Below are 21,574 nucleotides of genomic sequence, written 5' to 3' on the forward strand. Positions count from 1 at the left end.
ATCTGCCCCATGGACAAGGCCGTCCCACTCGCGTGGGACGGCCTTTGTTTTCATGGGGCGGCAACGCCCGACGTGGCGACCCCTGGTATGCGGTAGACGACGAGCACGTACTTTGAAAGGCTCTGGCGCTCAACCTCCACGCCACCCAGCCCCTGGGCAATGCGCCGGCTGGCGGTATTGGGCTCGGCCACCGGATAGCGCAAGGACTGTGGCGCAAAGGTCGCTCGGGCCCATGCTGCCAGCGCGGCCACGGCTTCGCGGCCATAGCCCTGGCCATGCACGTCCTCGCGTATCCAGATCCCGAGTTCGGGCTCGGCGTCGCGCGCGCGGTGCAGGCCCAGCAGGCCGGTGAATCGGCCTGACGTGCGCTCGCGCAGCGTGAAGTTGAAGTCCGTGCCGGCCGCGATCTCCTGCAGCCATCCGCGCCAGACCGCCTCGAACTCGGCAGGCGTCGACGCCGGCTCGAAGGACAGGTAGCGCGTCAGCGTGGGCGTGATGCAGGCAAAGGCCTCATCGGCATCGGCGGCAGTGAAGGGGCGCAGCGCCAGGCGCTGTGAGGTGATGGTGGTTTCGCTCCACGACATGGATGCTTTCCTTGCAACAGGGGGACAGAGAGCGTGGGGCGCTGCCGGCCTGGGCTGGCCATTCTGGCATGGGTCCGTGCTTCAGCCGGCGTTGCGGAAGAAGGCTTCGTGCTGCGCGATCTCGTGCGCGGCATGGCGCAGCTGGCGGGCCTGGTCGGGATGGCGTTCTGCCACGCGCTGCGCCAGCGCGCGCAAAAGCGGCGGGCACTGGCCGGGCGCCTGCTGCAGCCGCTGCAGGCGCAGCAGCGCGGCGCGCACGGCGCGGGCGGTGCCGTCGCCCAGGGCCGCTTCCCCGGACAGCTGGTGCAGCGCCTGGATGGCGCGGCCCACATGCAGGGCGGCCAGGCCGCACTCCGCTGCCTGCGCACCCAGCTGCCCTCCGGCCTGCTCCGACATGCGCACCAGGCGCAGCAGCCGGTGGTACAGGCGGGCGCGCCAAATGCGGCCATTGCGCGCATGGCCGGGCGTGGCGGCCATGTCCTGCAGCTCGTGGACCATCATGGAGCGCAGGCTTTGCAGCCGGCCCTGCAGCGTGACCGGCAGGATGAAACGGTAGGCCGCCCAGCCGGCCAGCGGCCCGGACACCACGGCCAGCCCCAGGGCCAGCGCATGGCCGAAGCTGGCCGTCTGCGGGTAGTGGGGCTGCAGCAGGAGCAGCAGCACCATGTTGCAGTCATAGCCCGAGAGCGCGGTGCGCTGGTGCGAGAACAGCAGCGCGCCCACGTAGACAAAGGGCAGCATCAGCCACACCAGGCCCGCCTGGCTGTCGGCGAACGGCCAGACCAGCCACTGGCAGGCCAGGGCCACCAGCACGCCCATGGCCTGGCCCAGGGTCACATGGCGCATGGTGGCCGACGGGTTCTCGAAGCCCGAGAACACGGTCAGCATGATGGACATGCCCAGCAGCATGTAGGCACCGCCGCTCCAGCCCGTCACCACCCACAGCAGGCCCACGATGGCGATGGCCGCGCTGGCACGCAGCATGGCGCGGCGCGCGCCCAGCCAGTCGCTGTGCAGCACCACCGGCCATTGGCGGGCGCGGTGGCCGGGCGGCAGGGCCACGTCATGGGTGGCGGCCAGGTGGGCCTGCAGTGCAAAGCCCATCGGGGCCAGCATGTCGGCTGCGCCGGGCCAGGCCACGGCGGCCTCGCGTGCGCGCACCAGGGCCGCCGCGGCCTCGTGCAATTGCACGCGCGTCTCCAGCGCCAGGGCGGCTTCGCGCAGCGCCTGCGCGGCGGCCAGGGCCTGCGCCTCGCCAAAGGCCGCAGGCGGCTCCTGCGATGGTGCATCGCGCAGCCACAGCAGGGCCGAGATCTGGGCATTCATGAGCCGGCGCAGCGCGTGCACGGCCTCGCGTGAGCGCTGCGAACCGGCGGCGTGCGGGTCCAGCCCCTCCTCGATCACGGCCATGGCCAGCAGGCGGGCAGCGATCTCCTGCGAGCCCAGGGACGAACGGCCGCGCGCCTGCAGGCTGTCGGCCAGATCGCGCAGCAGTTGCGCGAACAGCTGGCGCACCTCGGCATTGCCGGGAATGCCGCTGCCCTTGGGTGTGAACAGCCAGCCCACGAGCAGGGCTGCGAACACGCCGGTCAGCGCCGTGAACAGCCGGTCCCAGCCCAGGGCGAAGACCTGGTCGGGATGGGCGAAGTCCAGCAGCGCGACCATGGCCGCCGAATACCCGGACAGCATGGTGCCGTAGGCCACGAAGCTGCGCTGCAGATTGCCCACGCCCGCGCACAGGCCCAGCCACACGGCCAGGCCCAGCACCAGCCACAGCAGGTTTCCCTGGGCCAGCAGCACCAGGCCCACGCCCACGGCCGTGCCGGCCACGGTGCCTGCGACCCGGAAAAAGCTTTTTTCGAGCAGTTGCCCGCGCAGCGGCTGGGATGCGGCCCAGGTGGCCATGGCAGCCCACTGCGGATGCTCCAGCCCCAGCTGCCAGGCGGCCAGCAGAGCCAGGCAGGCGGCAAAGGCCGTGCGCAGGTGCTGGCGCAGGCGCGCGGGGTCGAAGCCCCAGCGGACCGAGGCCTGCAGCAGGCGGCCATAGGCATCGTGGAGGGCGTTCATGGCGCGCCTTCAGTGCGCAGCGCGGCCATGCGCGCCTGGATCTTGGCCATGCCGGCCAGCATGGCCTCGACCTCGGCATCGTCCAGGTCCTGCAGCATGGCCAGCTCGGCCTGCAGCATGGTGGCGCGCACGCGGTCCACGGCGCCGTTGCCTTCATCGGTCAGGAAGATGCGCTTGCTGCGCCGGTCGCCGGGGTCGGCGCGGCGTTCCACCCAGCCGTGGCCTTCCAGAATATCGAGCAGGCGCACCAGGCTGGAGCCGTCCAGTCCCACGCGCTCGGCCAGTTCCTTTTGCGTGACGCCGTCGCCCCAGGCGCGCAGGTGGATCAGCGGCGCCCAGGTGGCATCGGTCAGGCCGTCGGCCAGCAGTTGCTCCTCGACCTGGCGGCGCCACTGGCGTACCAGGGTGACCATGAGAAAGCCGAGACGGGCGCGGGGAGGGGCAGAGGCAAAGGACATGCCTCGATTATCTTTGCAATGCAATTAATTTGCATTGCAAATTAATTGTGTCTGCATTCGATCTGAGGGTATTCCCTTGTCCAGGGGCGGGTAGTCCATGAAAAAGGCCCTGCAAGACGATGCTTTGCAGGGCCGGTCGATGGATGCGGACAGCTTCAGAGCAGGCCGGGCACCCAGCGGTTGAAGAGCAGGCCCGCCACCAGAAGCCATGCGAACAGCAAGGCGGCCAGCAGCAGGGGCTTCGTGCCTGCGGCACGCACGGCACGGACATGGGTGGTCAGGCCCAGGGCCGCCATGGCCACGGCCAGCAGCGCGTTGTCCAGCTGCACGCCCACCTGCACCACGGCGGCAGGCAGCACGCCCAGCGAGTTCACGCCGGCCATGGCGACGAAGCCCAGCGCGAACCAGGGAATGGTGATGCGGCGCGGCTGGCCGTCGCTCACCTGGCTGCTGCGGTTGCCGCGCGCCACCGCCATGGACAGCAGCAGCAGGAAGGGGGCCAGCATCATCACGCGCACCATCTTGGAGATCACGGCCACGTCCGCAGCTTCGGGCGCAATGGCTTCGCCGGCGGCCACGACCTGGGCCACCTCGTGCACGGTGGAGCCCACGTACAGGCCGTACTGCGCAGGCGACATGTCCAGCCAGCCGTGGGCAGCGTTCCAGTGGAACAGCGCGGGGTAGAGGAAGGTGCCCACGGTGCCGAAGACCACCACGGTGGCCACGGCCACGGCCACGTCTTCGGCGCGGCCCTTGATCACGGGTTCGGTGGCCAGCACGGCAGCGGCGCCGCAGATGGAGCTGCCCGCGCCGATCAGCACCGTGGTGCGCGCATCCAGCCCGAAGACGCGGCGGCCCAGCCACTGCGCCAGCAAGAAGGTGCTGCCCAGCACCAGGGCATCGACCACCACGCCGGCCATGCCCACATGGCCTATGTCCTGGAAGGTCAGCCGCAGGCCGTAGAGCACGATGCCCGCGCGCAGCAGGCGCTGCTTGGCCAGGCCTACGCCGGCATGGCAGCTGGGCGCCAGGCGCGGATAGACGGTGTTGCCGATGACCAGGCCGATGCAGATGGCCAGCGTCAGCGCACTCAGGCCCGAGCCGGCCAGCAGGGGCTGGCGTGCGCCCCAGGTGGCGGCTGCGGCAATGGCGCCGGCCAGCAGCAGGCCGGGCGCAAGCTCGGTCAACTGGCGCAGCCAGCCGGACGGATGGGAGGGGCGTGGGAGGGATGTGGTGTTCATGGTGCCTGCGCGCCGCGTCAGGAGCGCGGTGCATGGGAGGCACTTTAGATTTCTTGGCTATATTCGTATAACGAATAGTTTTTGTAGCATCAACCGGAGAAACAGGTTGATGCCTCGTCCAGACTGCACGCCATGCTGCACCTCACCCTGCGCCAACTTGAAATCTTCTGCGCCGTCGCCCAGGCGGGCTCCACCGTGGCCGCGGCCGACGCCGTGGCCCTGTCGCAGTCGGCCACCAGCGCCGCGCTGCAGCAGCTGGAGCAGGCCATGGGCGCCCAGCTGTTCGAGCGCGTGGGCCGGAGGCTGGCGCTCAACGACGCGGGGCGCGCCCTGTTGCCCGAGGCACTGGCGCTGCTGGAGCAGGCCAGGGGCATAGAGCAGGCGTTTTCGGTGCGGGCCGCCAGCCTGCCCGTGCGTCTGCGCGTGGCAGCCAGCACCACCATAGGCACCTATGCGCTGCCGGCCGTGCTCGCGCACCTGGCGCGCAGTCATCCGCACCTGAGCGTGGACCTGCAGATCGCCAACACGCGCGAGGTGGGCCAGGCCGTGGAATCGCTGGACGTGGACCTGGGCCTGATCGAGGGTACCAGCCACTGGCCCGGACTGGAGGTCGAGCCCTGGATGCGTGACGAACTCGTCATCGTGGCTGCAGCACAGGACCCGCTGGTGCAGGCTGCGGGCCAGCGCCCGCTGGGCGTGGCCGCCTTGCGCGGTGCGCGCTGGCTGCTGCGCGAGCCGGGCTCGGGCACGCGCGAGATGGTGGAGCATGCCTTGCTGCCGCATCTGCACCAGCTGCCGGCCGCCGCCACGCTGGGCAGCTCCGAGGCCATAGCGCGCTGCGTGGCCCAGGGCCTGGGCATCAGCTGCCTGTCGCGCGTGCTGGTGCAGGCCCTGGTCGCCTCGGGAGAGCTGGCCGTGCTGCCGACCACGCTGCCGCGCATGTGGCGGGATTTCTCGCTGGTGCAGCGGGCGGGCAAGCGCCGCTCGCCGGCGCTGGCGGCCTTTGTGCAGGCCTGCCGCCAACACGCCCAGGACTGAGGCGGGTTATTTGCCCAGCGGAATTGGCGTGCTGCGCGGCACGGGCACGGCGGTGACGCTGTTTTGCGGAGAGCCTTCGATCACGCGGTCCGAGTAGGTCATGTAGACCAGGGTGTTGCGCTGCGCATCGACCATGCGCACCACGCGCAGGCGCTTGAACAGCAGCGAGATGCGCTCGGTGAACACCTCGTCCTGCTGCTTGAGCGGCGCAGGGATCTGGATGGGTCCGGTCTGCACGCAACTGATCGAGGCTTCGGCGCGGTCCTCGGCCAGGCCCAGGCCGCCCTTGATGCCACCGGTCTTGGCGCGCGAGACATAGCAGGTCACGCCCGCCACCTTGGGATCGTCATAGGCATCGACCACGATCTTGTGGTCCGGGCCTATGAACTTGAACACCGTGTCCACCGCGCCGACCTGCTCGGCGCGCGCACCGCAGGCGCCCAGCAGCAGCGTGGACAGGGCGGCTGTGAGCAAGGCCCGGCCTTGCGGGAAATACTTCACACTGGGTTTGATCATGGCGTTGCGTAAGAGAGTGGCGCGGCCCAACTCAGGGACACCGAGGAAGGGCCGCCCCGCCCCGAGGGTGTCGTCCCCCTCCCGCGAAGCGAGAGAGGGGGAAGGCGCAAAGCGCCTCAGGGGGTGTTTTCACCCGCCACATGGCGGCGCAGGTGCTCCAGGGCTTCTTCCACCTGGTCCACCAGCACCAGGCACAGGTCGCCGGGCGTCAGTCGCGCCAGCGCATGGTCGATGGCGTTGAACTCACCCTGGATCTGGGTCACGTAGTCGGTGCGCGGTGCGCCTTGCAGGCCTTGCTGCAGCAGGGCCAGGACTTCACCGTCGGCGCGGCCACGCTGGCAGGCATCCTGGTAGAGGATGACGTCGTCGAAGGCCTTGCCCAGGATCTGGGTCTGCTCGGTGATGTCCTGGTCGCGGCGGTCGCCCGCGCCGCTGATGACCACGCTGCGGCGCTGGGCCGGCATGGCGTCCACGGCCTGGACCAGGGCGCGGATGGCGTCGGGGTTGTGGCCGTAGTCGGCGATCAGCGTGGCGCCACGGTAGTCCATGACGTTGAAGCGGCCCGGCGCGTTGTCGCTGTCGTTGACGAAGCCGGCCAGCCCGCGGCGGATGGTCTGCCAGGGCATGCCCACGCCCCAGGCGGCGGCGATGGAGGCCATGACGTTCTCCACCTGGAAGCTGATGGTGCCGTTGCGCGTGATGGGGATCTCGCGCAGCGCAATGGTCTCGCGCCACGAGCTTTCGGCCGCGACGATGCTGTCGCCGTCCACGTAGACCACGCGGTTGCCCTGGGCACGGTGCGTGGCCATCACGGGGTGGTGGCGGTCGGCCGCGAAATAGATGACCTTGCCCGGCGAGGTGGAGGCCATGGCGGCGACCAGCGGATCGGCCGCGTTGAGCACGGCATAGCCGTCGGTGGCCACGTTCTGCACGATGACGCGCTTGAGTACGGCCACGTCTTCCACCGTGGTGATGTAGTTCAGGCCCAGATGGTCGCCCGCGCCCACGTTGGTGACCACGGCCACCTGGCAGCGGTCGAAGCCCAGGCCTTCGCGCAGGATGCCGCCGCGTGCGCATTCGAGCACGGCCGCATCGGTCTCGGGGTGGGCCAGGGCGTTGCGCGCGCTGCGCGGGCCCGAGCAGTCGCCGCTGTCGATCTGGCGGCCGTTGACGTAGACGCCGTCCGTGTTCGTCATGGCCGTGCGCCAGCCATGCGAGGTGAACAGGTGGGCGATCAGGCGCGTGGTCGTGGTCTTGCCATTGGTGCCGGTGACGGCCACCAGCGGGATGCGGCCGTCCTGGCCCGGCGCGAACAGCTCATCGACCATGGGCACGCCCACGTTGCGGGGCTTGCCGAAGGACGGCGCCAGGTGCATGCGCAGGCCCGGTGCGGCGTTGACTTCGACGATGCCGCCGTTTTGCTCTTCCAGCGGGCGCAGCATGGTCTCGCAGACCACGTCCACGCCGCAGATGTGCAGGCCGATGGTCTGGGCGGCCTCCACGGCGCGCGCGGCGATGTCGGGGTGCACGTCGTCCGTCACATCGGTGGCGCTGCCGCCCGTGGACAGGTTGGCGTTGTTGCGCAGCACCACGCGCTGGCCCTGGGCCGGCACGGATTCGGGCGTGAGCCCTTCGGTGGCGATGCGCGCGATGGCGATGTCGTCCAGGCGGATCTTGGTCAGCGCCGTGCCGTGGCCCGAGCCGCGGCGCGGGTCCTGGTTGACGATGTCCACCAGCTCGCGGATGGTGTGCTGGCCGTCGCCCAGCACCTGGGGCGGCTCGCGGCGCGCAGCGGCCACCAGCTGGCCGCCGACCACCAGCAGGCGGAAGTCATGGCCGGGCAGGAAGCGCTCGACCATGATGTCGTCGCCGAATTCCGAGGCGGTGGCGAAGGCGGCCTTGAGCTGCTCGTGCGTGGTGATGTTGACCACCACGCCCTTGCCCTGGTTGCCGTCCTGGGGCTTGACCACCACGGGCAGGCCCACTTCCTGGGCCACGAGCCAGGCTTCTTCCACATCCTTGACGGGGCGGCCCAGCGGCACGGGCACGCCGGCGGCGTGCAGCAGGCGCTTGGTCAGGTCCTTGTCCTGGGCGATGGACTCGGCCACGGCGCTGGTCTGGTCCAGCTCGGCGGCCTGGATACGGCGCGCCTTGGAGCCCCAGCCCAGTTGTACCAGCGAGCCCGAGGTCAGGCGGCGGATGGGAATGCAACGCGCCACGGCCGCATCGACGATGGAGCCGGTGGAGGGACCGATGCGCTCGTCCTCGTCGAGTTCGCGCAGCTGGGCCACCACCTTGTCGGCGTCGAAGGGCGTATCGGCCAGGGCCGACTGCAGCAGCTCGCCGGCCTGTTCCATGGCCAGGCGGCCGACGGCCTCTTCGGTGTACTCCACCACCACCTGGTAGGTGCCGGTCTCCACGGTTTCATGCGTGCGGCTGAAGGTCACCGGGCAGCCGGCCTGGGCCTGCAGCGACAGGGCCGCGACTTCCAGCACCTGAGCCAGCGACAGGCGCTGGTCGGCGCCGTGCGGCTGCAGCGTGCCGATCTTGGGAAAGCGCGCGCGCAGCCGGTCCTCGAAGCCGGGCAGGGCCGAGTAGTCGCACTCGCCGGGCTCGCATTGCACGATGGCTTCGATGGCGGTGCTGCGGGTCCAGAGATTGGGGCCGCGCAGGGCTCGGATGCGGGTGATCTGCATAGTGTCTTCTTTCGGAGGGCAGGCCCGCGTCGCCGGGCCTGCCTGCATGTCATCGTGTGGTCGGGCTCAGGCGGCGGTGGCTGCGGCGGCCGGCGTGTAGTCGAAGGTCTTGATGCCGGCGACGATGAGGTCGGGGGCAATGTCCATGGACCACGCGGCGGCAATGGCGGCCAGCAGGGCCGGCGTGTCCGGGCGCAGGCCGCCGGGCAGGCTCAGTGCGTCCAGCGTGCCCAGCACGCGCTCGGCAGCGCCCGTGGCCAGGATTACCTGGTTGCCGCGCACGAAGACGGCACGGCCTTCGCTCTCGGAACGGTGGGCCGCGACCACGGGGCTGTCGGCCTGCATCGAATAGAACAGCACCTCGCCGTCGCACAGGCGGGCCAGGTCGGCCACCTGCTCGATGTCGGCATTGAGGACGCCCGCGCCTTCGTCCAGCACCACGTCGATCTGGGTGCGCATCACGCGCGTCATCTGCGACTGCTCGTGCACGTCATGGTCGGGCAACTGCTCGAAGCCGTCCATGTCGGTGACCACGCCGACCAGGCAGCGGTCGTAGGCCAGGCCTTCCTCCAGGATGGAGCGGGCCGTGGTCTGGATGACGGCGGCCTGGGCCAGGCGGTTGGTCAGCAGGCGGTGGGCACCGGCCCAATTGGCGGTGTTGGTCTTCTGGGTCTGGCGGTTGGACAGGAACATGCCCTCGCTGCTGGCCACGCCCGTGAGCTTGCCCGACAGCTGCAGCAGCCAGCCCACCAGGCGGGCCGTGAAGCCGTTGTTGCGCGTGCCGGCAATGCCCACCAGGGGGATGCGGCCTGCGCCCGTGCCCTCTTCGGTGCGCGGGAACAGGTGGTCGGCGATGGCCATGCCCACGGGGCGCGGCGCGCCGCTGGTGGGCTTCAGGTGCATCAGCAGGCCGGGGCCGGCGTTGACTTCGAGGATGGCGCCGCCCTGCTCCTTCATGGGGCGCGAGACGTCCTGCAGGATCATGTCCATGCCCGCGATGTCCAGGCCCACGATCTTGGCGGCCAGCGTGGCCATGTAGGCCACTTCGGGGTGGACTTCATCCGTGCAGTCGATGGCCATGTTGCCGTTGCGCTGCAGCAGCACGCTGGTGCCCTGGGCGGGAACGCTGTCGGGCGTCACGTCCTGGCGCTTGAGCTCCAGCTTCACGGCCGGGGCTTCGAGGTTGATCCAGTCCAGCGGGTATTCCTGCTCGGGGCCGCGGCGCGGGTCCTGGTTGACCACGGCGACCAGCTCGCGCAGCGTGGACTTGCCGTTGCCGGCCACGCTCACGGTCTCGCCACGGCAGGCCGCCACGACCTTGCCGCCCACCACCAGGATGCGGTGCTCGGTGCCGTCGATGAAGCGCTCGACGATCACGTCGGAGCCTTCGGGCTGGGCCAGCGCGAAGGCGGTCTTGATGTCGGCCTCGTCGCGCAGGTCCAGCGTCACGCCACGCGCGTGGTTGCCGTCCGAGGGCTTGACGGTGACGGGAAAGCCGATGTCCTGCGCCACTTCCCAGGCTTCTTCGGGGCTGTTGACGATCTGGCCTTCGGGCACGGGCACGCCGCAGGCGGCCAGCAGGCGCTTGGTGAAGTCCTTGTCCTGGGCAATGCCTTCGGCAATGGCGCTGGTCTGGTCGCTCTCGGCGGTCCAGATGCGGCGCTGCGCGGCGCCATAGCCGAGCTGCACGAGGTTGCCGTCATTGAGGCGGATGTGGGGAATGCGGCGCTCGCCGGCGGCATCGACGATGCAGCCCGTGCTCGGGCCCAGGTAGCGGTCGTTGATCTCGGTCTTGATGGCCTTGACGGCGGCCTTCAGGTCGAAGGGCTCGTCGTTGATGGCTGCCATGATCAGCCGGTGGCCGTAGGCCAGGGCCGTGCGCGCCACGGTTTCCTCGGGGCAGCGGAAGACCATGCGGTAGATGCCGCGCTGGGAAATCTCGCGCGTCTGGCCGAATTCGGCCGGCATGCCCGCCAGGTTCAGAAGCTCGATGATGATGTGCTCCAGCACATGGCCGCACCAGGTGCCGCCTTCCAGGCGCTGGATGAAGCCGCCGCGCTCGCCCACGCCGCAGTGGTGCTCGATCAGGTCGGGCAGCCAGGCCGTCAGGCGCTCGTTGAAACCGTCAAGCTTGTTCGAGGGATAGTCCTCCAGCTCACCAAGATCCAGCCAGACCTCCAGCACGGGACGGTAGGTCCAGACGCTGGGTCCACGCAGGTAGGTGGTGCGCAAGAGTTGGATGTCTTTGAATTTCGCCATGTCGATCAACGGGTAAGCGTGAGCGACGACCCGGGTGCGGATCGCCGGAGAATGGGAGAGGATTGTGCGCTCAGAAAGCCCATGCGCAGTGCTGTCAGCCTAAACCAGGGTTGGCGCGTTGAGCAGGGTATGCCGTGCAAAGCGCGGGATATCCACCGGGGAGCTGCGGTTGCCCGCATGACACCAGGAGCCGCCAGGGGCGGGAAAAACAACTCAACATGCAAGAACACCATTCTGTGGACGTTTCGGCCTTCCTTGCCAGCCCCCGCGGGGCTGGGCTGCGAGCCAGGCTCGCTTCCAATGAAAACGTGCTGGCCCTCGTCCCGGTTGACCTGACCCTCGATATGCGCTTCGGCGAAGGCTGGGTTGTGCTGACCAACCAGCGGCTCCTCGCCTGTGATCCTGCAGATCAGCAGTGGAGTGAGTGGGCACTATCCATTGATCAGAATCTGCGCACGCTGGACCACGGCGGCGTGGGCAACCTCGAACTGCATGGCCCTGCGGCGCGGCTGGCGCTGTGGCGCTTCACGCTGCGCCACCAGGCGGCCGTGCTGCGCCTGCTGCAGCAGTTCGACCATGAGCGCGAGCGCCTGGCACGCGGCGAGGACTTCGCCGAGCCCGAGGACGACGTGCCCCGCTGCCCGGCCTGCCAGGCCGAGCTGCCGCCCGAGGCCGACGAATGCCCGGCCTGCGCGCGCCAGCAGGGTCCGCAGACCTCCACCTGGGTGCTGCTGCGCCTGTGGCGCTTTGCCCATCCCTACCGGCACCAGCTGCTGCTGGGCTTTTTGCTGACGCTGGCCTCCACGGGCGCCACCCTGGTGGCGCCTTACCTGACCATTCCCATCGTGGACAAGATCCTGATCCCGTTCCAGAACGGGCAGCAGATCGACAGCAGCCTCGTGGTCTTCTACCTGAGCGGGCTGCTGGCGGCGGCGCTGGTGGCCTGGGGCCTGGGCTGGGCGCGCACCTTCGTGCTGGCCAAAGTGTCCGAGCGCATAGGGTCGGACTTGCGCACCACCACCTACAACCACCTGTTGACGCTGTCGCTGGACTACTACGGCAGCAAGCGCACGGGCGACCTGATGGCGCGCATCGGGGCGGAAACAGATCGCATCAATTTGTTTCTATCCTTGAATGCGCTGGATTTCGCGACCGACGTGCTGATGATCGTGATGACCTCGGTCATCCTGTTCTCCATCAATCCGTGGCTGGCCCTGGTCACCCTGGTGCCGCTGCCCTTCATCGCCTGGATGATCCACCTGGTGCGCGACCGCCTGCGCACGGGCTTCGAGAAGATCGACCGCGTCTGGTCCGAAGTGACCAATGTGCTGGCCGACACCATCCCCGGCATCCGCGTGGTCAAGGCCTTCGCCCAGGAAAAGCGCGAGGCCGACCGCTTCGCCCAGGCCAACCTGGTCAACCTGCAGGCCAACGACAAGGTCAACAAGACCTGGTCGCTGTTCACGCCCACGGTGACGCTGCTGACCGAGATCGGCCTGCTCGTGGTCTGGGGCTTCGGCATCTGGCTGGTGGCTGGCGGCCAGATCACGGTCGGTATCCTGACGGCCTTCATCGCTTACATCGGCCGCTTCTACAGCCGCCTGGACTCGATGAGCCGCATCGTCTCGGTCACGCAGAAGGCGGCGGCCGGCGCCAAGCGCATCTTCGACATCCTCGACCACGTGAGCAACGTGCCCGACCCGGTCAACCCGGTCAAGCTGCCGCGCGTGCAGGGCGCCATCACGCTGGACAACCTGAGCTTCCGCTACGGCAGCCGCGCCGTGATCAAGAACCTGGATCTACAGATTCGCCCGGGTGAAATGATCGGCCTGGTCGGCCACAGCGGCTCGGGCAAGAGCACCTTGGTCAACCTGATCAGCCGTTTCTATGACGTGAGCGAGGGCTCCATTCAGCTCGACGGCGTGGACATCCGCCGGCTCAAGGTCTCGGACTTCCGCAGCAACATCGGCCTGGTGCTGCAGGAGCCCTTCCTGTTCTTCGGCACCATTGCCGAGAACATCGCCTACGGCAAGCCCGATGCCACGCGCGAGGAAATCGTGGCGGCGGCCCGCGCTGCCCACGCCCATGAATTCATCCTGCGCCTGCCGCATGGCTACGACTCCCTGGTGGGCGAGCGCGGCCAGGGCCTGTCGGGCGGCGAGCGCCAGCGCATCTCCATTGCGCGCGCACTGCTGATCGACCCGCGCATCCTGATCCTGGACGAGGCCACCTCGGCCGTGGACACCGAGACCGAGAAGGAAATCCAGAAGGCGCTGGACAACCTGGTGCAGGGCCGCACGACGATTGCCATTGCCCACCGCCTGTCCACGCTGCGCAAGGCCGACCGCCTCGTGGTCATGGACCGGGGCGAGATCGTGGAAGTGGGTCCGCACGACGAGCTGATGGAAAAGCAGGGCGCCTACTGGCGCCTGTACCAGGCCCAGGCGCGGCGCGCCGAAGAGGATGCCCAGGCCGCAGGCCTGACCCTGGCCGCAACCACCATCGAGGAGTAAGCCATGTCCAACGCCCAACATTCCGCTGCCGGCGCCGATCTGAGCGGTGTGCGCATGGAGCGCAACGCCCATGGCCGCCTGGTGCTGATCCTGGCCGACGGCACGCGCCACGAATCCGTGGTGCCCGTGCGCGCCTTTCCGATTGCCGCACCGCTGGAAGGCCTGTCCCTGGTCTCCGTCGATGGCAAGGAGGCGCTGTGGGTGGACCACATGGACCACCTGCCGGCGCAGGCCCGCATGCTGATCGAGGAAGACCTGGCCGTGCGCGAGTTCGTGCCCGTCATCCAGCGCATCCACAAGGTGTCCGGCTTTTCCACGCCCAGCACCTGGGACCTGGAGACCGACCGGGGGCCCGTGCAGCTCGTGCTCAAGGCCGAGGAGGACATCCGGCGCCTGTCGGGCCGCACGCATCTGATGATCACCAGCCAGGACGGCGTGCAGTTCAGCGTGCCCGACAGCACGGCGCTGGACCGCACCTCGCGCAAGCTGCTGGAGCGCTTCCTCTAGCGCCTGGTCGAGGTGAACAAGGGGTTTACCCTTGGTTTGAGGCAGGCCGAAGCGTCTTTCAAAAAAAGCGCTTCAGTTCTTTCAGCTTCTGTCGATGATGAGGCGACGGCGGGAAATTCCCGCCCACAGCACACATCCAGCAAGAGGGTCGAGCCATGCCAATTCCACCTGTTGACCGATCACCCATACCGTGGCGCCCGCAAAGCGCCGATCTGTACTCCACCGGTGCGTCGGGCGCGGTGCCCGTGCGTCCTGTGAACGCCACCAACGCCGTCGAATCCACGGACCGCATCGGCGAAGGCCGGGTGGTGCGCGATCCTGAAAAGCCGTCCGTGGTGGACCAGGAAAACCGCGACTGGACGCTGGCCGAAGAGATCAAGCAAAAGGAAGAGGTCGAGGAGCCGCCCAAGGAGCCGATCTCCAAGCAGCTCATCGAGTTCATCCAGTCCATGTGGCGTGCCAGCGCCATGGCGGTGGAGCAGGCCCAGGAGGTCAGCAAGGCCGACGATGTGGCTCGCAACAAGATGCAGGTGCGCGACGAACCGTTGACCTATTCGGAACCCAAGGTCAAGCGTACCGGCGGTCTTTGAGTGTCAGGGGCCGGGCAAGAAGGCTCAGTCCTTTGAGCCTTCGCCTTCCTTCTTGTCCCTGGCAGCGGGTGCGGCTGCGGCATGCTCGGCTGCCGCACGCTCGGCGGCCTTTGCCTCTTCGGCCTGCGCCTTGGCCTTTGCCTTGTCGCGTTCGGCGCGGTACTTGACGGCAAAGGCCTGCACTTCCGCATAGGAGACGTAGCCGTCCTTGTCGGTGTCGGCCTCGTCGAAGGCTGCCGACAGGCGCGGGAACAGCGCGACTTCGGCACGGCTGAGCTTGCCGTCCTTGTTGAAGTCCAGCATCTTGAATTCACGCTGGGCCTTGATCTCTCCCTTGGTCAGCGGCGCCGGGCTGGCCGTTGCCTGCTCGGTGGCTGCGTTTTCTGCCGCCTGCGCGCGCGCGGCGGGCAGCATGAAGGCGCTGGTCAGCAGCACGACGACGGCGGCCTGCAGCAGCGGTGGCCGGCGCAGCAGGGCAGAGCGGTTCATGAGGGGAAAATGCATTGGCTTTATTTGGGCACGGAACCGGCATTTGCAAGCACGGCCGGCCCGCCCTTTGCAATTGTTTACTTCGGCGGATCGGCGTCCGGATTGGAGATGCCGCTGCTCACGTGGCCTGCCGGCACATGGCGCGCGGCCGAGTTGACGTGGCCGGTCTGGTCGTCGAAGAAGAAGTCCGGCTCGAACTCGCGCAGGAACGGGCCCTTTTCCAGGCCGCCGAGGAACATGGCCTCGTCCACCGCAATGCCCCATTCCAGCAGCGTGCGGATGGCACGCTCGTGCGCCGGTGCGCTGCGCGCCGTCACCAGGGCCGTGCGAATGCGCATGGTCTGGGACGAGTCCGCCTGCTGCTGCAGCCGGTGCAGCGCCACCAGCAGTGGCTTGAACGGCCCTTCCGCCAGCGGCGTGGCGGCATGGGAGACCTCGTGGCGCAGAAAGGCCGGCAGCCCGCCTTGCTGGTAGACGCGTTCGGCCTCGTCGGAGAACAGCACGGCATCGCCGTCGAAGGCGATGCGCACCTCCTGCGGATAGCGGTCGCCTGCGGGCGTGGAATCGACCATCACGCGCGCGGCAGGAAAGCCGATGGACAGCGCCCTGCGCACATCGACCTCGTTGGCCGAGAGAAACAGGTGCGCGCCCAGCGGCCGCAGGTAGGAAAACGGATCGCGCCCGCGCGTGAACACGCCGCGCTCTATGTGCATGTCGGCCGCCTTGGCAGAGGCAAAGACCCGCATGCCGCTGGCCGGGTCGTTGCGCGACAGCATCATCACCTCCACGCGCTGCACTTCGGGCGTATTGAAGGCCAGCAGCTTGCGCACCAGCGGGAAGGCGATGCCCGGGCGTGCGGGCTGGTGCACCAGGTCCAGCTGGCGGCGCATGTAGGCCTGCTCGTCACCGGCGTCGAACAGCCGGTTCTCCTCCTCGAAGTCGAACAGCGCCCGCGAGGAGATGGCGACGACCAGCTTGTCTTGCAGGGTCACGGGCATGGCTTGGCGCTTTTCGCTATTTGACGAACTGGTTGAGCTGGATGATGGGCATGAGCACGGCCAGCACGATCAGGGCCACGACCATGCCCATGGCCACGATCAGCAGCGGCTCCAGGATGGTGGCCAGGTGCATGGCACGGCGCTGCACCTCGGTGGACAGCTGGTTGGCGGCGCGCTGCAGCATCACGGGCAACTGGCCGGTCTGCTCGCCCAGGCGGGCAAACATGGAGATCAGGCCCGGGAAGCGCTTTTTCTGCGCCAGGGCCGAGGCCAGCGGCGCGCCCTCGCGCACCAGGGCCAGCGCGTCCATGGCATCGGCGCGCAGCGCGCGGTTGCCCAGCGTTTCGGCTGCGGCCTGCAAGGCCTTGAGAATGGGCACGCCTGCGCCCGCCAGCATGGCCAGCGTGCCGGCAAAGCGTGCCGCGTTGTAGTTGCGCGCCAGCCGGCCGATCAGCGGCAGGCGCAGCCACCAGGCGTCGAAGCGCTCGCGCAGCACGGGGTTCTTCATGGACAGCCGGAATCCCACGGCGCCCAGCACCAGGGCGACCAGCGCAGCCCAGCCATAGCTGCGCACGAAGTCGCTGAGCGCCAGCATGGCCACGGTGAGCCAGGGCAGGGCGCGCTTGGTGCCGGCGAACACGCTGGCCACCTGGGGCACCACGTAGCTGACCAGGAACAGCACGATGACGATGGCCACCAGGGTCACGATGGCCGGGTACAGGGCTGCGCCGATGAGCTTGGACTGCAGGGCCTGGCGCGATTCCAGGTCGTCGGCCAGCCGCTCCAGCACCGGGCCCAGGCTGCCGCTGGCCTCGCCGGCGCCGATCACGGCGCAGTAGATGTCGGAGAACTCGCGCGGGTGCTGGGCCAGGGCGCGGGCAAAGGTGGAGCCTGCGTTGACCTCGGCGCGCAGCGCGGCCACGAGGTGGTGCTGGCGCGGGTCGTCGGCTTCTTCGGACAGCGCGGCCAGGGCGCGCTCTATGGGCAGGCCTGATCCGACCAGACCCGCCATCTGGCGTGTCCACACGGTGAGCCCTGTGGAGCCAAGGACGGGACGGGTCAGCCAGCGCGAGGCGCCGCCCTGCGGGCCGGACGCGGAACCCGAGGCCACGATCTCCACGGCCATGGGCACCAGGGCCTGGGCCCGCAGCTGGCTGCGCGCGGCGCGCGCGTTGTCGGCTTCGATCGTGCCCTTGCGGGTCTGACCTTGTGCATCCAGGGCTTCGAAGGAAAAGGCAGGCATGCGCGGCGGGAGTCGGGAAGGGCTGGGGAAGGGATGGCGTCCAGGAAACGCCAGGCGGCGATCCAACCCCCGATGGTAGCCGCTGCCGGTGACGGCTGGATGGCGAGGCCGCCGCCGCGGTCGGCGGCAGCCCCTGCCTGGTCCTTATGCCGGCTGGGCCGCGAGGTCCGCTTCGTTGAGCTGGATGGAGCGCAGCGAGGCCGGGCGTTCCATCAGCGGCTGGCCGTAATCGCTGAATTCGGGCAGCGCGGGCAGCAGCTTCATCATCGTGCCCCAGCGCAGGTAGCTGGCCATGAGCACGTCGGCCGCGGTGAACTGGTCGCCGCACAGGTAGCGCCTGCCGGCCACGGCCTGGCGCAGCGTCTGCACCACGTCGTCATAGCGGCCATAGCCGGCGGACATTGCCTGGTCGGCCGTCTGCTGCTCCAGGTGGCCCTGGCTCTTGGCAGTCATCAAGGCGTCGACGGGGCCGGCCAGGAAGAACATCCAGCGGTGGTAGACGCCGCGCAGCGGGCTGTCCACGGCCGGCGCGAGCCTTCGTTCGGGGAAGATGTCGGCCAGATAGGCAAGGATTGCGGCCTGTTCGGTGATCACGGTCTCGCCGTGCACCAGCGCGGGGACCTTGCCCATGGGATTGATGGCCAGGTAGTCGGCAGCCTTCATGGTGCTGCCGTATTCCAGCCGCACGGGCTCATAGCGGGCGCCGCATTCCTCCAGCATCCAGCGCGCGATGACGGCGCGCGAGCGGGGGTGGAAGTAAAAGCGCAGCGGCTTGATCGAGTCGTTCATGAAGGCTCCCAGTGGTTCGAATGCATGGCGAGAAGGCCATGGGAGCGACTGTAGGAGGCCATGCTGACAGTTTTTGTCAGCAGTGTTGTCAGCGGACCGTGTAGCCCAGTTGCCGCGACCAGCGTTCGATCAGGCCGCTGCGGTGGTCGGGATAGCGTTCCTGCAGATCGGTGACGGAGCGCACGCGGTCGGCGCGGAAATGGCGGAAGTCCTGGCGCAGTTCGCACCAGGCCGCAAGAATGCGCCGCTGATCGAAGAAAGCCATGGCAAAAGGCCAGATCTGGCGCTCGGTCGGCTGGCCCTTCTCATCCGTGTAGTGCAGCAGCACCCGGTGCTGGCGCCGTATCGCCAGGCGAAGCGCGGTCTGCCAGGGCTCGGTCACGGACTCGTGGCAGATGGGCGGCACCAGCAGGCCGCTGGTGTCCACCTCGATGCGCAGCTCCAGCGGCAGCGCGCTGCGTATGCGGTCCAGCGCGGCGGTGGCGGCCTGGGCGAGCTCGGGGTCGGCCTGGCGGCTGGCCCAGCGCGCGCCCAGCAGCAGGGCCTCCAGCTCATCGGGCGTGAACATCAGCGGCGGCAGCAGAAAGCCGGGCCGCATCTCATAGCCCACGCCCGGGTCGCCCGCAATCGCGGCACCCTGCTCGCGCAGGGTGGCAATGTCGCGGTAGAGGGTGCGCAGGCTCACGTCCAGCTGCCGGGCCAGCACCGGCCCGGCCTGGGGCAGGCGCGCGCGGCGCAGCAGGTCAATCAGCTGCAGCAGCCGGGCGGAGCGGCTCATGCCTTCAGCGGCCCATGACGCCGGCCGTGATCTCCAGCGAGCGCAGGCGCAGGTCGCGGTCATACACGTCGCTGACCAGGATCAGCTCGTCGGCCTCGGTGTCGGCCTGCAGCTTCTGCAGGCGCGTGCGCACCTTGTCCGGGCCGCCGATGGAGGCCACGGCCAGGAAGTCGCCGATGGCGCGGCGCTCCTGCTCGCCGAGCTGGGCCACATAGTTCTCGATGGGGCGCGGCAGCAGTCCGCGCCGGCCCGTGATGATGCCCAGCACGCGCTGGTAGGTGCTGCTGGCCAGGTACTCGGCCTCGTCATCGGTGGGCGCCGCGATCACGGGTGCGCCGACGATCACGTAGGGTTTGGCCAATTGGGCCGACGGCTTGAACAGGCTGCGGTACAGCTGCACGGCCTGGTAGAGCATGCGCGGCGCGAAGTGCGAGGCAAAGGCATAGGGCAGGCCCAGGTGGGCGGCCAGCTGGGCCGAGAACAGGCTGGAGCCCAGCAGCCAGATCGGCACGTTGGTGCCCGCGCCCGGCGTGGCCACCAGCTTTTGCTCGGGCGTGGCCGGGCCCAGCAGGCGCTGCAGCTCCATCACGTCGCGCGGGAAGTCTTCCTCGGTCTCGACGCGGTCGCGGCGCAGGGCGCGCATGGTGGCGCCATCGGTGCCTGGCGCACGGCCCAGGCCCAGGTCGATGCGGCCCGGGTACAGCTCGGCCAGCGTGCCGAAGGCTTCGGCGACCACCAGCGGGGCATGGTTGGGCAGCATGATGCCGCCCGAGCCCACGCGGATCTTCGAGGTGCCGCCTGCGATATGGCCGATCAGCACGGCCGTGGCCGAGCTGGCGATGCCGGGCATGTTGTGGTGCTCGGCCAGCCAGTAGCGCTCGAATCCCAGTGCCTCGGCCTTGCGGGCCGTGGCCAGCGCAATGTCCAGGGCCTCGGCGACGGTGCCGCCTTCGCGCACGGCCACGAGGTCGAGCATGGACAGACGGACTTCATTGAATGATGTCATGGCAGGTTCCAACTTCCAGTTCACGGTGGGTGGGGGCGGCGCGGGCCTTGCCGCGCCAGGGCATTCCTGGTGCGCGTTCGCGCACTCAGTTTCTTCTGGACATTTCCCGTGCGCAGGTGATGCCCAGCACCACGCACCAGACCAGGGGGAGGATGGCAGCCGCCAGATGGTTCTCGCCCTGCTGGATAGCCAGCCAGGACAGCGGCAGCGCCACCAGCGCCGACAGGCGGATGACGCGGCGCAGCTGGCTGGTGGACAGCCGGGACTTGAACCACCACAGGGCGATGTAGCTGATCAGGCTCAGCGTGGCGACCCACAGGAACAGGTCGCCGCCATAGGGAGCGCTCCAGGCGCGTAGGGATTCCAACATGCCGACCATTGTGGCAAACGGGGATGCCCCGTGCTGCGCAGGGTCGGGCGTGGCCGCCTGCGCCTAGTCGCGCGTGACGCGCAGCACTTCCTCGGGCGTGGTGATGCCCTCGCGCACCAGCCGCTCGCCGTCGTCGCGCATCAGGCGCATGCCCGAGGCCAGTGCGGTGTCGCGGATCTCTGCCTCGCTGGCCTGGCGGTGGATCTGCGCGCGGATGGTGTCGTCCACCACCAGCATCTCGAAGATGCCGGTGCGCCCCCGGTAGCCGCTGGGCTCGGTGGTGTCGATCTTGCGCACCAGGCGCTGTGCCAGCACGCCCAGCAGGGAGGACGACAGCAGGAACGGCTCCACGCCCATGTCGATCAGGCGCGTGACGGCGCTGGATGCATCGTTGGTGTGCAGCGTGGCCAGCACCAGGTGGCCCGTCAGCGAGGCCTGGATGGCGATCTGCGCGGTCTCGAAGTCGCGGATTTCGCCGATCATGATCACGTCCGGGTCCTGGCGCAGGATGGCGCGCAGGGCCTTGGCGAAGGTCAGCTCGATCTTGGCGTTGACCTGGGTCTGCCCCACGCCGGCCAGCTCGTACTCGATGGGGTCTTCCACCGTCATGATGTTGCTGTGGCTGGCGTCCATGCGCGACAGCGCCGCGTACAGCGTGGTGGTCTTGCCCGAGCCCGTGGGGCCGGTGACCAGCACGATGCCGTGGGGCTGCGCCGTCATGTGGGTGAACCGCCTCAGCGTCTCGCCCTGCATGCCCACGGCCTCCAGGCTGAGCTTGCTCTCGCTCTTGTCCAGCAGGCGCAGCACGGCGCGCTCGCCATGGGCGCTGGGCAGGGTGGAGACGCGCACGTCGATGGCGCGCGTGCCCAGGCGCAGGCTGATGCGGCCGTCCTGGGGCAGCCGCTTTTCGGCGATGTCCAGGTCGGCCATGATTTTCAGGCGCGAGATCAGCGCCGCGTGCAGGGCCCGGTTGGGCTGCACGACCTCGCGCAGGTCGCCGTCCACGCGAAAGCGCACGCTGGAGTGGCGCTCGTAGGGCTCGATGTGGATGTCGCTGGCGCCGTCGCGCGCGGCCTGCGTGAGCAGGGCGTTGAGCATGCGGATGATGGGCGCGTCGTCCGCAGTCTCCAGCAAGTCCTCGACGGCGGGCAGCTCCTGCATCATGCGCGAGAGGTCGGCGTCGGACTCGACCTCGCTGACCACCAGGGCCGCGCTGGACTCGCCCTGCGAATAGGCGGCGCTGATGCGGTGCGCCAGCGTGCCCGCATCCAGCATCTGCCAGCGCTGCACCGCATGCTTGCGCTGGACTTCGGACAGGGCCTGCCAGTCGGGCGAGGGGCCGTGCCAGAGCAGGGGCTCGTGGCCGTCGTCCTCGATCAGCAGCTGGCTGGTGCGCGCAAACGAATAGGGCAGGGGATAGCGCATGGGGCCT

At 68.9% G+C, this 21,574-nt stretch carries 19 protein-coding genes; 4 read left to right on the forward strand and 15 right to left on the reverse strand.

From position 1 onward, the window contains the following. Nucleotides 1-50: 50 nt before the first annotated feature. The 4 genes from IB269_RS22630 to IB269_RS22645 all read right to left on the reverse strand — a co-directional run bounded on the left by IB269_RS22630 (nt 51) and on the right by IB269_RS22645 (nt 4,350). Nucleotides 51-584 carry a GNAT family N-acetyltransferase gene (locus IB269_RS22630; RefSeq protein WP_180318776.1) on the reverse strand — a complete coding sequence of 178 codons (534 nt, stop codon included), beginning with the start codon at nt 582-584 and terminating at the stop codon, nt 51-53. A gap of 81 nt (nt 585-665) precedes the next feature. Further along, a complete protein-coding gene (locus tag IB269_RS22635; RefSeq protein ID WP_192368378.1) occupies nt 666-2,651 on the reverse strand; it encodes an FUSC family protein in 1,986 nt (661 codons plus the stop codon). Next, nucleotides 2,648-3,109 carry a MarR family winged helix-turn-helix transcriptional regulator gene (locus IB269_RS22640; RefSeq protein WP_012207511.1) on the reverse strand — a complete coding sequence of 154 codons (462 nt, stop codon included), beginning with the start codon at nt 3,107-3,109 and terminating at the stop codon, nt 2,648-2,650. The genes IB269_RS22635 and IB269_RS22640 overlap by 4 nt, the downstream gene beginning before the upstream one ends. Before the next feature lie 155 nt (nt 3,110-3,264). Then, nucleotides 3,265-4,350: a YeiH family protein gene (locus IB269_RS22645; RefSeq protein WP_096914032.1), complete on the reverse strand. Its 1,086-nt coding sequence runs from the start codon at nt 4,348-4,350 to the stop codon at nt 3,265-3,267. A gap of 132 nt (nt 4,351-4,482) precedes the next feature. Here IB269_RS22645 and IB269_RS22650 point away from each other — a divergent pair, with 132 nt between their 5' ends. Next, complete coding sequence (locus tag IB269_RS22650; RefSeq protein WP_071956838.1) at nt 4,483-5,388, forward strand: LysR family transcriptional regulator; 906 nt, start codon at nt 4,483-4,485, stop codon at nt 5,386-5,388. A gap of 6 nt (nt 5,389-5,394) precedes the next feature. Here the strand turns inward: IB269_RS22650 and IB269_RS22655 are convergent, their stop codons facing one another. The 3 genes from IB269_RS22655 to cphA (IB269_RS22665) all read right to left on the reverse strand — a co-directional run bounded on the left by IB269_RS22655 (nt 5,395) and on the right by cphA (IB269_RS22665) (nt 10,859). Further along, nucleotides 5,395-5,904 carry a CreA family protein gene (locus IB269_RS22655; protein WP_225614259.1) on the reverse strand — a complete coding sequence of 170 codons (510 nt, stop codon included), beginning with the start codon at nt 5,902-5,904 and terminating at the stop codon, nt 5,395-5,397. A gap of 116 nt (nt 5,905-6,020) precedes the next feature. Next, entirely contained in the window at nt 6,021-8,600 is a 2,580-nt protein-coding gene (gene cphA, locus IB269_RS22660; protein ID WP_192368379.1) for a cyanophycin synthetase, read from the reverse strand. A 66-nt stretch (nt 8,601-8,666) separates the two neighbouring features. Next, nucleotides 8,667-10,859 carry a cyanophycin synthetase gene (gene cphA, locus IB269_RS22665; protein WP_192368380.1) on the reverse strand — a complete coding sequence of 731 codons (2,193 nt, stop codon included), beginning with the start codon at nt 10,857-10,859 and terminating at the stop codon, nt 8,667-8,669. A gap of 218 nt (nt 10,860-11,077) precedes the next feature. On the opposite strand from cphA (IB269_RS22665), the gene IB269_RS22670 reads away from it, so the two are divergent. From IB269_RS22670 to IB269_RS22680, 3 genes are all read left to right on the forward strand, one after another. Then, nucleotides 11,078-13,372, forward strand: a complete 2,295-nt coding sequence (locus tag IB269_RS22670; protein ID WP_063328359.1) for an ABC transporter transmembrane domain-containing protein — start codon at nt 11,078-11,080, stop codon at nt 13,370-13,372. A 3-nt stretch (nt 13,373-13,375) separates the two neighbouring features. Further along, nucleotides 13,376-13,879 carry a DUF1854 domain-containing protein gene (locus IB269_RS22675; RefSeq protein WP_063328358.1) on the forward strand — a complete coding sequence of 168 codons (504 nt, stop codon included), beginning with the start codon at nt 13,376-13,378 and terminating at the stop codon, nt 13,877-13,879. A 155-nt stretch (nt 13,880-14,034) separates the two neighbouring features. Then, nucleotides 14,035-14,469, forward strand: a complete 435-nt coding sequence (locus IB269_RS22680) for a hypothetical protein (RefSeq protein WP_012207503.1) — start codon at nt 14,035-14,037, stop codon at nt 14,467-14,469. Nucleotides 14,470-14,493: 24 nt separating this feature from the next. On the opposite strand, the gene IB269_RS22685 is transcribed toward IB269_RS22680, so the two are convergent. The 8 genes from IB269_RS22685 to IB269_RS22720 all read right to left on the reverse strand — a co-directional run bounded on the left by IB269_RS22685 (nt 14,494) and on the right by IB269_RS22720 (nt 21,567). Beyond that, nucleotides 14,494-14,973, reverse strand: coding sequence for an EF-hand domain-containing protein (locus IB269_RS22685; RefSeq protein ID WP_013800644.1), 480 nt, complete (start codon nt 14,971-14,973; stop codon nt 14,494-14,496). A 62-nt stretch (nt 14,974-15,035) separates the two neighbouring features. Further along, nucleotides 15,036-15,956, reverse strand: a complete 921-nt coding sequence (locus IB269_RS22690) for a 5'-nucleotidase (protein ID WP_012207501.1) — start codon at nt 15,954-15,956, stop codon at nt 15,036-15,038. A 16-nt stretch (nt 15,957-15,972) separates the two neighbouring features. Continuing rightward, nucleotides 15,973-17,199, reverse strand: a complete 1,227-nt coding sequence (gene gspF / locus IB269_RS22695; protein ID WP_013800646.1) for a type II secretion system inner membrane protein GspF — start codon at nt 17,197-17,199, stop codon at nt 15,973-15,975. 144 nt (nt 17,200-17,343) lie between these two features. Continuing rightward, complete coding sequence (locus tag IB269_RS22700; protein WP_013800647.1) at nt 17,344-17,988, reverse strand: glutathione S-transferase family protein; 645 nt, start codon at nt 17,986-17,988, stop codon at nt 17,344-17,346. An 88-nt stretch (nt 17,989-18,076) separates the two neighbouring features. Beyond that, the gene (locus tag IB269_RS22705) at nt 18,077-18,766 is read right to left on the reverse strand and encodes a helix-turn-helix transcriptional regulator (protein ID WP_013800648.1); all 690 of its coding nucleotides are present in this window, start codon (nt 18,764-18,766) and stop codon (nt 18,077-18,079) included. A gap of 4 nt (nt 18,767-18,770) precedes the next feature. After that, nucleotides 18,771-19,772: an LLM class flavin-dependent oxidoreductase gene (locus IB269_RS22710; protein ID WP_192368381.1), complete on the reverse strand. Its 1,002-nt coding sequence runs from the start codon at nt 19,770-19,772 to the stop codon at nt 18,771-18,773. A gap of 85 nt (nt 19,773-19,857) precedes the next feature. Then, a complete protein-coding gene (locus IB269_RS22715; protein WP_223275171.1) occupies nt 19,858-20,142 on the reverse strand; it encodes a hypothetical protein in 285 nt (94 codons plus the stop codon). A gap of 63 nt (nt 20,143-20,205) precedes the next feature. Beyond that, nucleotides 20,206-21,567, reverse strand: a complete 1,362-nt coding sequence (locus tag IB269_RS22720; RefSeq protein WP_013800651.1) for a GspE/PulE family protein — start codon at nt 21,565-21,567, stop codon at nt 20,206-20,208. Between the last annotated feature and the right edge of the window lie 7 nt (nt 21,568-21,574).

The organism is Delftia sp. DLF01, assembly GCF_014852125.1.
In the GTDB taxonomy this organism is placed as follows: domain Bacteria; phylum Pseudomonadota; class Gammaproteobacteria; order Burkholderiales; family Burkholderiaceae_C; genus Comamonas; species Comamonas acidovorans.

Bases quoted from the DNA above. Each gene is read 5' to 3' on its own strand.
- IB269_RS22630 (WP_180318776.1), bottom strand. From the start codon at position 584: ATGTCGTGGAGCGAAACCACCATCACCTCACAGCGCCTGGCGCTGCGC.
- IB269_RS22635 (WP_192368378.1), bottom strand. From the start codon at position 2,651: ATGAACGCCCTCCACGATGCCTATGGCCGCCTGCTGCAGGCCTCGGTC.
- IB269_RS22640 (WP_012207511.1), bottom strand. From the start codon at position 3,109: ATGTCCTTTGCCTCTGCCCCTCCCCGCGCCCGTCTCGGCTTTCTCATG.
- IB269_RS22645 (WP_096914032.1), bottom strand. From the start codon at position 4,350: ATGAACACCACATCCCTCCCACGCCCCTCCCATCCGTCCGGCTGGCTG.
- IB269_RS22650 (WP_071956838.1), top strand. From the start codon at position 4,483: ATGCTGCACCTCACCCTGCGCCAACTTGAAATCTTCTGCGCCGTCGCC.
- IB269_RS22655 (WP_225614259.1), bottom strand. From the start codon at position 5,904: ATGATCAAACCCAGTGTGAAGTATTTCCCGCAAGGCCGGGCCTTGCTC.
- cphA (WP_192368379.1), bottom strand. From the start codon at position 8,600: ATGCAGATCACCCGCATCCGAGCCCTGCGCGGCCCCAATCTCTGGACC.
- cphA (WP_192368380.1), bottom strand. From the start codon at position 10,859: ATGGCGAAATTCAAAGACATCCAACTCTTGCGCACCACCTACCTGCGT.
- IB269_RS22670 (WP_063328359.1), top strand. From the start codon at position 11,078: ATGCAAGAACACCATTCTGTGGACGTTTCGGCCTTCCTTGCCAGCCCC.
- IB269_RS22675 (WP_063328358.1), top strand. From the start codon at position 13,376: ATGTCCAACGCCCAACATTCCGCTGCCGGCGCCGATCTGAGCGGTGTG.
- IB269_RS22680 (WP_012207503.1), top strand. From the start codon at position 14,035: ATGCCAATTCCACCTGTTGACCGATCACCCATACCGTGGCGCCCGCAA.
- IB269_RS22685 (WP_013800644.1), bottom strand. From the start codon at position 14,973: ATGCATTTTCCCCTCATGAACCGCTCTGCCCTGCTGCGCCGGCCACCG.
- IB269_RS22690 (WP_012207501.1), bottom strand. From the start codon at position 15,956: ATGCCCGTGACCCTGCAAGACAAGCTGGTCGTCGCCATCTCCTCGCGG.
- gspF (WP_013800646.1), bottom strand. From the start codon at position 17,199: ATGCCTGCCTTTTCCTTCGAAGCCCTGGATGCACAAGGTCAGACCCGC.
- IB269_RS22700 (WP_013800647.1), bottom strand. From the start codon at position 17,988: ATGAACGACTCGATCAAGCCGCTGCGCTTTTACTTCCACCCCCGCTCG.
- IB269_RS22705 (WP_013800648.1), bottom strand. From the start codon at position 18,766: ATGAGCCGCTCCGCCCGGCTGCTGCAGCTGATTGACCTGCTGCGCCGC.
- IB269_RS22710 (WP_192368381.1), bottom strand. From the start codon at position 19,772: ATGACATCATTCAATGAAGTCCGTCTGTCCATGCTCGACCTCGTGGCC.
- IB269_RS22715 (WP_223275171.1), bottom strand. From the start codon at position 20,142: ATGTTGGAATCCCTACGCGCCTGGAGCGCTCCCTATGGCGGCGACCTG.
- IB269_RS22720 (WP_013800651.1), bottom strand. From the start codon at position 21,567: ATGCGCTATCCCCTGCCCTATTCGTTTGCGCGCACCAGCCAGCTGCTG.